At 48.4% G+C, this 14244-nt stretch carries 11 protein-coding genes; all 11 read right to left on the bottom strand.

Annotated elements, in window-relative coordinates:
* Entirely contained in the window at window positions 1-924 is a 924-nt protein-coding gene (locus EOE65_RS11810; protein WP_164847097.1) for a glycosyltransferase, read from the bottom strand.
* Window positions 914-2050, bottom strand: a complete 1137-nt coding sequence (locus EOE65_RS11805) for a glycosyltransferase WbsX family protein (RefSeq protein WP_127694519.1) — start codon at window positions 2048-2050, stop codon at window positions 914-916. The genes EOE65_RS11810 and EOE65_RS11805 overlap by 11 nt, the downstream gene beginning before the upstream one ends.
* Window positions 2047-4224: a glycosyltransferase family 4 protein gene (locus EOE65_RS11800; protein WP_127694518.1), complete on the bottom strand. Its 2178-nt coding sequence runs from the start codon at window positions 4222-4224 to the stop codon at window positions 2047-2049. Before EOE65_RS11800 ends, EOE65_RS11805 begins: the two co-directional genes overlap by 4 nt.
* Before the next feature lie 22 nt (window positions 4225-4246).
* Window positions 4247-5464 carry a glycosyltransferase family protein gene (locus EOE65_RS11795; RefSeq protein ID WP_127694517.1) on the bottom strand — a complete coding sequence of 406 codons (1218 nt, stop codon included), beginning with the start codon at window positions 5462-5464 and terminating at the stop codon, window positions 4247-4249.
* Window positions 5461-6777: a glycosyltransferase family 2 protein gene (locus EOE65_RS11790; RefSeq protein ID WP_164847096.1), complete on the bottom strand. Its 1317-nt coding sequence runs from the start codon at window positions 6775-6777 to the stop codon at window positions 5461-5463. Before EOE65_RS11790 ends, EOE65_RS11795 begins: the two co-directional genes overlap by 4 nt.
* Window positions 6771-8168: a class I SAM-dependent methyltransferase gene (locus EOE65_RS11785; RefSeq protein ID WP_127694515.1), complete on the bottom strand. Its 1398-nt coding sequence runs from the start codon at window positions 8166-8168 to the stop codon at window positions 6771-6773. The genes EOE65_RS11790 and EOE65_RS11785 overlap by 7 nt, the downstream gene beginning before the upstream one ends.
* A complete protein-coding gene (locus tag EOE65_RS11780) occupies window positions 8158-8964 on the bottom strand; it encodes an ABC transporter permease (RefSeq protein ID WP_127694514.1) in 807 nt (268 codons plus the stop codon). The genes EOE65_RS11785 and EOE65_RS11780 overlap by 11 nt, the downstream gene beginning before the upstream one ends.
* Before the next feature lie 28 nt (window positions 8965-8992).
* Window positions 8993-10318 (bottom strand): ABC transporter ATP-binding protein, encoded by a 1326-nt coding sequence (locus EOE65_RS11775; protein WP_127694513.1) that lies wholly within the window; start codon window positions 10316-10318, stop codon window positions 8993-8995.
* A gap of 21 nt (window positions 10319-10339) precedes the next feature.
* Window positions 10340-11248 carry a peptidylprolyl isomerase gene (locus tag EOE65_RS11770; protein ID WP_127694512.1) on the bottom strand — a complete coding sequence of 303 codons (909 nt, stop codon included), beginning with the start codon at window positions 11246-11248 and terminating at the stop codon, window positions 10340-10342.
* 67 nt (window positions 11249-11315) lie between these two features.
* Window positions 11316-12506 (bottom strand): Ig-like domain-containing protein, encoded by a 1191-nt coding sequence (locus EOE65_RS11765; protein WP_127694511.1) that lies wholly within the window; start codon window positions 12504-12506, stop codon window positions 11316-11318.
* 180 nt (window positions 12507-12686) lie between these two features.
* Window positions 12687-14126, bottom strand: a complete 1440-nt coding sequence (locus EOE65_RS11760) for a hypothetical protein (protein WP_127694510.1) — start codon at window positions 14124-14126, stop codon at window positions 12687-12689.
* Window positions 14127-14244 lie beyond the last annotated feature (118 nt).

Here is a 14244-nt window from a genome sequence, read left to right as displayed (position 1 = left end):
TCAGCTGCGTGGAGGGCCTAAAAGCACCGTCAGCAAGCAAGCGAAGGCCCACACCCATTGCTCAAATTTTGCACGGCGCAGCTTGGGTGCCCAACAAAATAAGGTCCAGTAACCCATGCGGCCACGAGCAAAGGCATCAGCAACCTGCTGCGCAGCCGGATCGCGATCTGCCAGCAGTTTTGCCAGTAGTTGCATCTGCCCAAACCAACGACCGCCCAGCAAAGCTTTGAAGCGTTTTAGTTTGTGTAGCACACCCACATTTGCGCCTTGCTCATTGTTGGCGTGTTGGCGATACGCCATGTAACTCTCGCTATCGATCACCCACTGATAACCCGAAGCTCGCGCAAAGGCGTAGATTAACCAATCATGGAAATGCAGTGTATTGAGTGCTGACTGATGCTGCGCCACAAACCCTTGCAGTGCCGTGTATAACGCTTTGGTCAGAACGAAGGTACACCCAGGCCCGGGGGACTCACAGAGGTAATCATACTCGCGTTGAGGCTGGGACTTCACGATACGCTGCTGACGACCATCCGGCCAAAACGCATCCACATCGCTGGAATAACCACTCGCATTAGATATCTGCAGCAACTTAATACCAGCGATTAACTTATCGGGCCGCCAAATATCATCTTGATCTGCAAAGCTCACATAGTCTGCCGTTTCAGCCGGAACATCGCGTATTAAACGCAGGAAGTTTGCAGCGGCGGAACCAGCGCGTTGCTGCGGGAGCAGTGTCACCCGTGAGTCGCGCTCAGCTAGCTGTTGGCACCAACTGAGTGTCCCGTCTTGGCCGGGATCTACGCTAATGTACAGCGCCACTTGGACATCTTGCTGGTCAAGAATGGAACTGACTTGCTCTGCGATCCATACCTCGCCTTCAAAGGCGGCAAGTAACACCGCGACGGTTGGATTAGCCGACATTCGCAGCATCCTTATCAAGCTGCTGGCGCACTTGTTTCACCGCATCAAGGTAGCGGTAGCCAAACCGCTCATCTGGCTCCAAGTAAGCGCCCTCAGACCACTCATTCCACGCGTTAATAAACAGCCACTCTTTGCCACGACGCTGCTCAGCACCCGCTAATTTCGCCAGATGATGACCAAACGTTTCTGGCGTCGCACCGTTAAAAAAACGAGCTCGCTTGCCGTAGCGCGCGGTATTGTCCCAATCCACAACGACTGACTGATACGCCTGTGGTGCGTCCTGTTCAGCCAATTGATGTATATGCTGCCATAACGCCTCGTAAGAAAACGCATGATAACGCTGATGAGCAGCTTTCATGCGCCCAAGGTACAGCTGCATCGTTTCTGGTAGCAAACGCAGTATCGGCTCAACATAGCGCATCAGTGCACTACTCTCGGCCCGCTGCGCTGTAAAAAAGATACGTGGCTGAAAACGGATAACGCTTGCAAAGTGCTGCTGTGCAGTTTCTGCCTGTGATAGCTGATAAGCACTGATGGCCACAAAATGGACGCCGTTAAAACCTGCCTCTTGAGCCCATTGATCGAATGCCGAGAGGTAAGCCTCTAAATGGCTATGCAGCTCAGGTCGATAGATACACAGGACCGGACAACCCCCACGCTTGAGGTAGCGCTCATCTTGGAAGAACGTTAGCAGGTAATCAAAATGAGCACGCCACACGGCGCGATCATCCGAATAGCTCTGCTTAATAAGCACCTCCGGATTGCCAACCCACTGCCGGGTCCAAGTTTCATTGGCCCAAGTAATACAGTACTCAAGCTGATGGTCTGGATTATCGCGAAACAGCTCCATCGGCTTTTCAAGCATCAGCTTGCCATCGAACCAGTAGTGGTAAAAATTAAAACCTGATAAACCATGGTTTTGGGCAAGCTCGGCCTGCCAAGCAACAGTGTCCGCGTCCGCTTGGTCATAATAACGCCCATCACAGGGTATGCGTGGCTGATAATGCTCCGCCTCTAACGGTACTGCCTGCTTTACTAAATTCCAGTCAGTAAAGCCCTCTCCCCACCAGCGGCTATTCTCTGGTGTTTGATGGAACTGTGGAAAGTAAAATGCAAATAGCTTCATAGGCGGCGCAGTAGTTTCAAGGAGAGCTTAATAGCGCTGGCAATGATCCGTTTAACGATGTTTGGCAAACGCGGTGATGCGATCACTTTTTTCTGCGTGTAGCGCAGAAACTCGCTCACAATCTGCTTAAACGGTTGCTGCTCATCAATATAGAGCGCCTGTGTTTGCTGAACGGTCACGCCTTTATAGGGGTTCATATAAGAGCGCTTGGCCACCCGATAACGCGGTAAATTTTCAGGCAGGTCGATCAGTGCCGCATACTCATCACACATCTGGCCCGCAGTGCGCTGTGCATACGTTTTAACGTTAACTCGCTTCTGTTCGATCAGCTCAGGCGCTTGATGCAAGAGGTGTAACTGCTCAACAAGTGCATCGGCATCGATTGGAATCAACCAGCCGGCATCGGGAGTCACACGCTCAGAAAATGCGCCAATATCCGTGGCAACCACAGGTAAGCCGATCGCATAGAGCTCCGACAACGTATAACTGAACGTCTCGGGTACATTAGACAGTAGCAAGCCCACATGCGGATTAAAGCTAGCTAAATGGCCTGCAAGCTCACCTTTGGTGAAACTTTCTACACGCGTCACATGGGCATGTTTCTCAAGCCCTTTAGAGTCAGTGCCGCAACCTAGCAACAGTAACTCACAGAACGGTGCCAACCTATCTAGCGCAGCTTTGAGCAGGGTCAGACCCTTTTGCGGCGCCAGTGAACCGAGCACCACAACCTTTAACGTTTCTGGGTTCGCAGGCTGCAACGGCTTCATCGTTAAGCTCTCTAGCAGAGTGCTAGAAAGTCCATGGGGGATAACCGTGATCGGCTTTTGTCGAAGCACTGGCGCGAGAGTTTGATAGCGCGCCACAACTGAATGTGATGGCGCAATCAAGCTAACATGCCGCTGTTGTATCGCCTCCAGAAAGGCTTGGCGTAATGCGCAGAAGTAATCATTGCTTTCATCCGTAAAGAAGCGATGATATTCGTTGTCTTGCTTACACCCATCCATCCGCGCTCGATCACACTGCTGGCAAGCACTGTTGTAGGTTGCCACAATAGCCGGACAAAATGGATAAAAGTCATGCAGTACCACGCGAGTTGGTAAACCGAGCGCAAAAATATCGAGTGACTGACCAATGACCGACGACACCATAACCGCCTCAACCTGATAATCAGCAACGATTTCAGTCAGGAGCTGCGCATATTCCGCATGGTGGATTGCCGTTGAGGCTATCGATTGAGACAGTTGCCACGTCTGTAACGGCACATCCATCTGCGCACTACGATATAGCGCGATTGTTTGACCAAAACGCCCCCAAGTCCCTAACGGGCGTAACACTAAATTGTTATGGTGCTGATCGGCCTCTATGTAGTCCTCAACCCAGCGGCCCAAGCCGCCACCCCAGCTATGTGCTAGATGCAGCTGCACCGGCCGGACAGGGACGATCTTCGCAGGTGCCTCAGCTCGCTGCGCAAGCTCCGACAGGGCATGACGCAAAGGTAACAACGGATGATAGTCCTGCGCATTTGCAACACAGTTATCGCTGAGGCTGTCCAATGCAAAATATGCGGAATCGAGCGAACTATCATCGATGTAAACGTGGTTAGCCGCCAGAAACACGGCACCTTGGCACTTAAGTTGTGCATAAAGTGCCTTGTCAGTATCAGCAGAGATAGACCATAGAGGGCTGCTCGCGGGTAGCAAGGCACAACTTGGCAATAACCGCGCAGTTTCCCAAGCTCGTCCCTCGGCATAATCAACCACCCACTGGTCAACTGCATCAACGTCAAGATTGTTCGCTAAACTGGGCTGATCAAACACACTCAGCAGCGGATCTTGCGCGCTTAATGGCGAGATCCCCACAAGTTGAGAATCGTCGTTATCGCACAGTTCGCTCAATAAACGCAGACTCAGTGCTTCAGGCAGCAAAGCACCTGCTCGAATCACCAGCCGCGGCTTATCACAGGTGCCAAGTAGGTAACTCAGTGCGCTCCAAAAGGTCGCTGCCGACTGAATCTCTTGGGAAACAAGCACTTGGTCGACTTGTAAAACGTGCTGAGGTGCTTTGGATAGCACCACCACTAGATCATTGTGGTGGCCTAGTCGTGTTAAGTAATCGGTGAGCTGGTTGTCGGCCTCATCGGCAACAACAACCAGCTGATAGGAAAAGTCTCTCATACAGGGCTATGCGGCTCCGGCTCTACTTGAAAACCACATTACCTGTAACACGCAGCGCACGCGCAAAGTTACGCAACAAGAAGCGCTTCACGCAAGAGTTAGCACGCTCTGTATAGGAGACGGTATAAAAGTAGTTTGCCATGCTCTGCACAACATCTCGAACACCCGCAGTCGGTGAGATAGCGACTTTGTCGGCAGGCACCACTTGTTCAGCAGCCCCCTCAGCCAGCCATTTTTGAAAGCTGTTTTCATCACTGGAGAAGGGGTTTGCAAACCGCTCATGCAACTCGAGCTGATCACGGTAGATCACCCGTTCATGATTTGCGATCTTGGTGCCATCGGCGTAAAAACCGTATTTGCATGGCACCTTACCGAGCGTTTCCTGCCCGTTTTTATCGCACTCTTGGATATACCACTCGCGCAGATCAAAAAGGATCGGGCTGTGCTTACCATACTTGTTCAGCATGTACTCTTGGCCACCGCTATCAAAACCTGAGAAGTGATAGAAACAGAGCGGCTCGCCATTAATGTGAACATCTTCAATGGAACTACCGGTAGCATGGCGATGCGTCAAATTCCAAGTCGCAACGTTATACACAGGCGCACGCAGCACTTTTAGGTTATCGAAGTAACAAGGTGCCAAGTTGACCCACTTCTGATCAGTAAAGAGACCACGCGGGATATTGTCTTGGCAGTATTTCAATAGACGGTCACGCCACCAACCCGAGAATCGACGCCCATCAGCATCGTTTTTAACCCCAACGAACCCTAAATTGAATACGCCGTAGCGCAAACTGCACAGCTCGTTATCCACAATCGCTTGGTCTGTTTGCTCAGGCTCAGTTTGATGAGGCGTTAATAGAATGCTGTTGTCTTGCAGTTCATTCACCAGACGATCAAGCGGTGAAAAAATCGCCATATCAGGATCAAAATAGAACACAATATCGGCCTTATGCTGCTCGAAAATATGCTCTAGCGCCATGCCTTTAACAGCAGTACACAGCTCAACAACTGAGTGCACAAAAAAGAACTTATCGGGGTCTTCAATCGGCAACGACTCAGCCAAAATCACAGACTCGAAGGGCTCATTCGCTAAATCAAACCCTTCGGGTAGATCGTCTGAAAGCACTAAGTGGAACTTAACATCCGGATGGTGTTTTTGAATTGACTGGCCCAACACTCGCGCTTTTGGCAAGTAGTTAGTGGTAATACTGGTATACGCATGAATAGCTGGGCTCATGACGATTTAACTAACCTCGTTATCATTCGTTTAATTTTGCTGCCGATCCGGCGCGCTAACACAATGGGGTACTTACCCTCTAACACCGCATTGCGTTTGATATAATGATCCATCTGCTGGCTCATCACCTCGATTGCACGATCCCGTTGCTCCAATGCTTCGGCATATTCACGCACAATACGCTGTGCCTCGAATAACCCCTCATCGGTGCGCTTAAATTCAACCCGCGCCTCTTCAAGCAAGTGATTTAGTTTTGCAATCTCTCGGTCTTTAGCCTCTATTGCCAAGACATACTTATCAACAATCGCTTGCGCCTGTGCGAGCCCCTCATCCGTACGCTTAAACTCGCTCCGTGCCTCTGCAAGCATCGTCTGATACTGTTCACGCTCGACATCGATAAAGTCTTTATATTCTAAGATCGACTGAATAATCGAATCTCGATAGGTGCGTAGCTGGGAAATCACAACATTAGCGTCATCATTCAGACGAGCAATACGCAAGTCGTCGACCGCATCTCTGTATCGGCGCAACGGATCTTCACTAACAAAGCGCGCCACTTCAAATCGATACTCAGGGTGCAGGCGATTCATCACCTCCTCAGCATGAATAATGCGCTCACGGGTTTCGTCACTGAAGCTGACACCGCCTTCATGGAAGACAAAAACATCGGCGCAGATCACATTGCGCCAGCCAGCTTTGGCTGCACGCATACAGAAATCCGACTCTTCGCCATAACCTCTGCCGAAGTTTTCAACATCAAACAGCCCTACTTGCTGCAAGCAATCGCGGCGGATGTACATACAAAAGCCCACGGCGGTTGGAATATCTGCGTATTGGGCTTTATTGGCTTGTGCAAACGCACTCGCTAGAGCCTCTAGCGTCCACCCCTCTGGGAGCGAATTAGAGCGATTAAATTGTGGATAAGAGCACACCGTGGCATTGTTTGAGAAAGGCGTCACCGTGCCAATGTTTTCCTCACGATAGGCACATGCCTGCATGCGTGACAACCACCCGCAGGTGACCTCGGTATCACTGTTAAGTAATACGACATCAGCGTTGCCAGTATGGACCATACCGCGATTGACGGTTGCCACAAAGCCTAAGTTCTGTTCGTTGACGAGTAGCTCCACACCATCTTGCTTAGCCACCTGCTCAAGATACGCAGACACTTCAGGCTCAGGCGACGCATCATCAATAATGATAAGTTGAGCACGCTCCGAACTATTGTGACGCAGCACCGCTTCAATACAGCGGCGTGTTTCCTCTAATCCACGGTAAACCGGGATAATAACGGCTACATTATGTGCTAACACTGCAACTCCTTGTTTGTTTGTGGGCCTTTTACCAAACGAATCGCCGCGTTGTCTTCCCATCCCCACGTTCGATTCACATCCCACAAGATATCCGTACGCACCTTTAGCTGACTGATCACAGCCTGCTGTGCTCGATTCTGTTCATTCAGCTGCGCAACGAGCAACTGTTTTTCTTCCAATAGTTCCCAAAGCCGTCTGCGGCTACAAATACCCAAGCGATCAAGCAAACGTTCCCATAAAGTTGGTTGAGCTTTAGGCTGTGCAATTGGCTCCATACTCGGCCATTGCGCAACGGTAGGAGCCGTTTCAGAGAACGACACAACGGTATGCGGTGCTGCTTCATGGCTGTGCCATTCACACCGCAGGCCCTGAGCTTCCCCTACCGCTTTTATGAGATCAGGATGATAGTAGCGCACGTGTTCAGGGTCACGCCAAAAGCCCAATAGTTGGGAGCGAATTGACTCGGGATCAGGAAACACCAACAGCAATTTACCACCTTCAACAAGCCGCTGTTGCAGCAGAGAGATCAACCGACACACCAACTCAAAGGGCAAGTGCTCAACAAAATGGGAGCAGTAAATCCCGTCAAAGGTCTCTGTCGAGTTCTCTAGAAATTCGAGTGCATCCTCTGTGCGGATATCTAAACCTAACCCTCGGCCATACTCAGCGATCTCTGGGTTGCGCTCTACACCCACGGCGTCGATACCATGATCCTGCAAAAGCTGCAAAAACACACCACTGCCGCAACCCAAGTCCAGCACCTTGCGACAACCTGCGAAATGATCGACATAAGGGCGCTGCATGGCTAGTAACAGTGGGTGGTCTCGCTGGGCAAACTCATAAATTGAGTAGTCAAAACCTGCTGAGGCTTTTGGCTGCTTTGCCGCTGTCACACAACGATAGCAAACCTCCTCAAAAGAAGAGATACCACCATCAATATTATAACCTTCAGCCCAATCGCCCAAATACCAGCCACTTGCATCAGCAAGGCTCGCTTCGACATCTTGCCGCGCCTGAACATTTAATTCCCCAACGGGAGCAGCAATAAAGCAAGGTATGCCCATAAGCTTGAGCATCCGCGGTAGGTCTAATGTGGCGCCGTTTAAACCCTCAATCAAAACTGCACTGGCTTGATGCTGAATTGCAAACTGCGCAACGGTGCAGTTAAGCGCTTGATAGGCGAAGCCTGCCCGTGTTTCACGACAATGCTCAGATACATTCAGTGTAGCGCTGACATCTGAGCGATCTAATACAGAGATAGGCTGATGTAGATTTTCAACCACACCGAAGCTGTATTCTATCGCTACCGTACGTACCCCATTAAGCGGCTCGGCAATCGTTGCAGGAGAGGGAGATACAACCAAAATACAGCCATAGCTATTAAAGGACATCGGCAAAACCTCTTCTTACGCGCTGGAAGAACCCGTAACCTAAAAAGAAAGTACCTAGGGCAACAACCGCTGCAATTGCAAACGAGGTAGGGTCTGGAAACTCGTTTAGTACCAGAACTTTACGGTAATTCTCGATATAGAAGGTGAGTGGGTTAATATCCATGACGAGTGCAAACTTTTCAGGCACGATCGACTTTGGATAAAACACGGGGCTTAAAAAAGTGAGCGCCGTGGTAAGAAACCCTACCACATAGGTTACATCACGAATATAAACCCCTAATGCGCTCACCAACCAAGATATACCCGCTAAAAAAAGCACAAACATCAACGTGAGCACAGGGAACATCAAAATGCTTAAACCAACACCCTTCCCGGAAAACAGCACAAAAGCGAGCAGCACTACCGTAGAGATAAAGAAATGAAACAGTGAATTACCGATAGCCACCCAGCCTAATACATCTACGGGGAACACCACGCGCTTAACATAATTGACATTATCTACAATTAAACGAGGTGATCGCCCCAGGATCTCAGAGAACATCAAGTAAACGATGATTCCGCAAAATAGAAGTGACGCAAAACCTTCATCAACACCGTTTGACTGAGGCCAGCGCGCTTTGAAAATAAAGCCGAACACGAACATATAAACAACGAGCAATAGAATCGGTGTGACTAAAGACCAGAAAAGCCCTAGCCAACTACCTTTGTAACGGCCCAAAACTTCACGCTCAGCCATGCTGTAGATAAGACGACGAAAGCCCCAAGCGGAGCTAAAGGGCTTTAAAAAACGCTGCATAAACAATTACTCTAAGGAGAGGCGGTCATTAATCGATTGGTGTTGTCTCACAAGCAGCCACAGGGACACCAAACAGCCCGTGTACAACATGACTACCGGTCACAGAGAATACCAGTGCATCATGCCTCCAGCAATGTTGCACATGCTCTAACTGTGTTCCTGATGCCACTCCAACCGAGATCACATAATCGCCTTCAGGCAAATAGGGCATCATAAATGTGAAGCGTGTTCGGTAGTGCTTGCCAGCTTTAACACAAAGCGGCGTGTCTTGATCAAAAACACAATTGTTTTCACCAAACAGCACCTGCCCTTGACGGTTCTTGACTAGAAAGCCAACGATCAAGTTATCAATATCGGTTTCCGGGTGAACTACGACCTCCAAGCAAACTTGTGAGCCGCCTACAACCCAAGACACCGCTTGGCCCGCAGTATTACGAAACAGCACATCAGCTATCGTAGCAGCACCAGAACCAAACGCTTTTCCATTCTCATCAAAGCGGAGGATATCGATATCGTTGCGCAACGTTGATTGCTGAAAAAGCTCATCACGCGCATCCACCCAGCTATGCTCTGCGGAATACTCTCCACGGGTTTCTAGCTTTTTAGCAGGACTAACCTGCTCCACATCCTGTTGCTGTGAGTACAGGTACTCTAAATACGCCTCTGACACTTCACTCGCATCGCCAATCATCCGCATATGGCCTTTCTCGAGCCATATCGCCCGATCACACAAACGCGTAATCGCACCCGAATCATGGCTAACAAAGAGAATCGAGCCTTTTTTCTTGAACTCTTCCAAGAAACGGATGCATTTTTGAGCAAACAGCGCATCACCCACAGCCAGCGCTTCATCAATAATCAAGATATCAGCATCGACATGAGCGATCACAGAGAAGGCCAAGCGAACAAACATGCCGCTTGAATAATGCTGAACCGGCTGATCAACAAAGTCTCCGATACCGGAAAACTCAATGATAGCATCCAGCTTCTCATCAATTTCCGAACGCGTCAGTCCATAAATTGCGGCATTGAGGTAGATGTTTTCTCGGCCAGTAAACTCGGGATTAAAACCAGCACCAAGCTCTAGCAACGCGGCAACACGGCCCTCTACCGATATCGATCCCGAGCTAGGCGAAAGCGTGCCACAGATGATCTGCAGTAGCGTTGACTTCCCTGCTCCATTACGACCGATAATGCCAACAGTTTCGCCCTTCTCCAGTGAAAAAGTAATATTTGTAAGCGCAGTATATGACGACTCTGGGAACGAGTTGCTATTAGTTAATACACTCAGAAGCCGCTCGTGCGGCTTCTGGGATTGACTGAATTGCTTTGATAAAGATATAGCTGACAGCACAAAGCATGCCTCATTTAAAAATCATTCTTCAGGTTTCAGCTTGTACCGCTCTCGTAAAGACTGATGAATATCTTCCATAAGCTCGGTGTTCAACTTCAAATCTGAAGTTGAACGGATAGCAATCAACTTTTCTTCACGAGCCTTTTTCGCTATTTCAGTCTTGAGGTTATCGATAATTTCATCTTTTACATCTTCAAAGCTTCGCTCTTTAGCGACTTGGAAGTCATCTACTCGAATAACATGATAACCAAAATCTGTTTTTACCGGGCTAGAGAGTAAACCGGGCTGAGCAGCCGAGAACACCGCATCCTCGAAAGGCTTGACCATGCGACCTCTACTAAACCACCCAAGATTACCAAAATTTTTTGCTACCGAAGGATCGTCCGAATAGTCAACAGCTATAGCCTTAAAGCTCTTACCCTCTTTTAACAAGTTTAAAGCTTCTTCTGCACGAGCCAAGGCCTGCTCTTCAGAGCGCCCATCCAATGACACTAGAATATGCGAAGCATTCACGGCCTCAGGAACTACAAAGCTACTCTTTTCCGCTCTGTATACATCTCTAGCAGTCTCATCCCAATTCACTTTAGATAGCCTCTGTTCAGCTATATAGTCAAGGTAATAAGCCATCGTTAAGCGGTCTTTGTGAACAGCCGCCTGCCATTCAACCAAGTCATGTTTCAACTCAGCAACTTTGCGACCTTCCAAGGCGGCACTTCTAACTACGAATAGGCTTTCGACTAACTCTTTCATGGACTTAGGTGATGCGAAATAACCAGCACGTTTATCAAGAGGTACCCGATCTTCTACGTAATTCTCGATATCTTTTTCTGTTATCGTAACCCCATTTGGAGCAGTAAGAACGACGTCATTCGCAGAAACACTATGTGAAATTAATACAAAAAGGAAACCCCAAAGAGTTGTTTTTTTCATTTACGACTCCGATAAAACAAAAAAAGGGCACGCTCATTAAGCGTACCCCACATTAACAGCTCTAAAACTAGTTCGGCTTTTTATTTGTCAAGATACTTCTGTACCCAGTACACGTAGACTGACCTGAACAATTAGCCGTATTTTGCATATTAAGATAGTAGTCAGTATTTTTGTCGAGTTCACAATAGCGATATCCAGCTACTTGCCCCCAACGAATTGTACGGCTACTTACACCTTCAGTTTCACACTTAGCCGAAATAGCGGGACCACCTGGGCATTCAGAAATCCATACCTTACGTACAACATTCTCAAAGGTAGCGCCTTCAGCAATATTAATGGTGCCGCCATAAGAACCACCGCTAGTTGTTGTAAACGGACGAGAAAACACCTCTGTAGTACCTTGAGTTTTGATAGTCTCCTGACCACCAGGGCTTGCCCAGTTAATAGACTGGCCAATATCGATGTAAGATGGCAAGTTACCACAAGCAGAAACACTATTTATCACAATGTTCACCGTCGCTTGCGGGGAGGTATTTCCATCACCATCGTTTACCGTGTACGTGAAACTATCGTTACCAGTATATCCTGCGGTCGGCGTATAGGTGACTACACCAGTGGTAGAGTTGACGCTTGTTGTACCATGGCTGACATCGTTAACAATAGCAACGGAGCTATTCACCAAACCAACATTATCAGTATCGTTAGCGAGTATATCTATATCAACGGCTACATCTTGGTCAGTGGTTGCTGAATCACCATTGGCTACAGGCAAAGAAGATACGTCACCCACTTCGAGCGTGACTGTTGCTTGATTTGAAACAACGCCTTGGTTGTCTTTGATGGTATACCGGAACTGATCGTAGCCTATATAACCACCGTTTGGTGTGTACTCGACTTGGCCAGAAGCATTTACAGCACCTAAACTACCATTATTGGGAGCACTAACAATAGTGATTGTTGTGGGATCCAGCCCCGAATCATCAGAATCATTAGAGTCTAAATCAATAATCACTTCCGTATCCACAGCCGTTGCCGCGCTATCGTTTACAGCAACCGGCGCTTGGTTACCACCGCCGCCATTACCCGAGCTAAATTCAACTTGAGGATCTGTAGTAATGACAACACCTGAGCTCGATTGTTGAATACTAACGGTGTTAACCGTCTTTTGTACACCATTGACCGTTACGCTTAAAGCGTATGCTCCTAATGGCAAAAGCAAGGTTGAAAGCCCCATTGCAGCAACTAAGCGTTTACGCATATACACCTCTAAATAAATCGTTTTTCTATGGCAGCGCGCCCGCGACTGCTCTGGTATGTTAAGTCTAGTTAAGAGTTAACGACATCTCAAATTTATTGCCTGTTTTGGAACAAGTATTCTTTTGTAAGTTCAAAAAAAAACGCGGCAATCGCCGCGTTTTTTAAAAGATAAGGTTAAAAATTAACGCTTAACTTTGTGAGTTACTGTACCAGCGTAGTTAGCTAGTGCAGCAGCGTTGCTACCAGCACCAGTATTAACGTACTTCTGTACAGCGAAACCAACTACTGGCAGACCTTCTAGAGTAACTGGTGCCGCAGTAGTAGAGTCTTCCATCGCCAATTCACGCTCACCAGCTGTAGCTGTAACGAAGTTAACTTCCATCCAACCATTGTTGTGCTGAACGTTCAAGTTTGTAGCGATACGATCAGATGCTGATAGCGCATCACCACCGTTAAAGCTGATTACGTTAGCTTCGTGGCAAAGCGCAATGCCTTGACCTGGCTCTTGTGGAGAGAAGTCTAGTGGATCAGCTTCTGTACCACGCTCTTCACGGTCGTAGTATGTGATAGCGATAGATTCACAAGCTTCAGCTTCAGCAGCATCCCAAACGTTTGTAAACGGAGGCGTTGCTGTTGTAGTGCCGTTGTTAACGTAAACTTTCTTCGTTGGGAAAGTAACAACCCAATCAGTAGAAGCATTCAGGATTGGCTCAAGAACGAAATCGTTCATGATAGAGTTAGCCATCAGGACAGCACTTACAGCGTCGATATCTTGACCACCAGCAACCGGTACAACCTCTTGCACTGCCGTGCCAGATGCATTAACTAGCTGAGCAACCGGCGTTGCTTGAGTCAAAGCAGGCAAAACAGAACCAGGTGCCGCGTGAATAGGAGCAGCCAAGCCATCGAATACTCCGTCTACGAAGTTAGCCAGAGCAACTGCATCGTAAGTCGCGTCAGTACCTTCAGATGGGTTGATCAGTACACCGTAACCGTAAAGACCACCAGTAGGCAGGGAAACGTCAGCTGTTTCATCAGCATTCCACTTTCCGCCATTCCAGTTAGATGCTACAACACCACAGTCAGCCGGAACACCAGCGCTGCTGTGCTTGACAGCTGCTTCATCATCAGCATCTGTTAGAACGCCCATTTCGATTACTTCGATATAACCTTCACGAGTACGATCTAGACCACGGAAGTCTTCACCGTCTGTTTTGTACGTGATGTTACGGAAAGGAACCGCTGGACCAGCTGTGCTAGTATCTGTAGCAGCCAACAGGTTTGGAACAGTACAAGAAGTATCAGCTGTCTTGATTACTGCACCTTCACCATTTGGATCAGCGTAGATTACAGCAGACCAGTGATCCTGTGGAGACAGGTATAGGTTAAAGTCAAGAACCTCTTGAGAGTTCATTGCCTCAAGGATACGAACCTTAACAGCTTTTGTTTCGTCCGTAGTGTTAACCAGGTTGACGTACGTCTCATTACCACCTTCAACAGTGTAGTAAGGGTACAGCAGAACCTGACCGTGGCCTTCTGGGTTTACAAACACCGCTTGCGCAGTGCTAGCTACCAAACCAGTCGCTGCAGCCAGCGCTAAAGGTAGGATTTTTTTCTTCATTTGTATTGCTCCTAGGTTTACAACAATCCAATTGTCCAATTGTTTTCTTTCATAACAGTTGCGCAAAAGTACTTTCGCCCAAACTGCATATTGTCTTCAATCTACAGCTGACTGGGCT

Source organism: Neptunomonas marina, from assembly GCF_004005935.1.
GTDB lineage: Bacteria > Pseudomonadota > Gammaproteobacteria > Pseudomonadales > Balneatricaceae > Neptunomonas > Neptunomonas marina.
The sequence above is the reverse complement of the archived record's forward strand: the minus strand, read 5'-3'. Positions and strand labels throughout refer to the sequence as shown.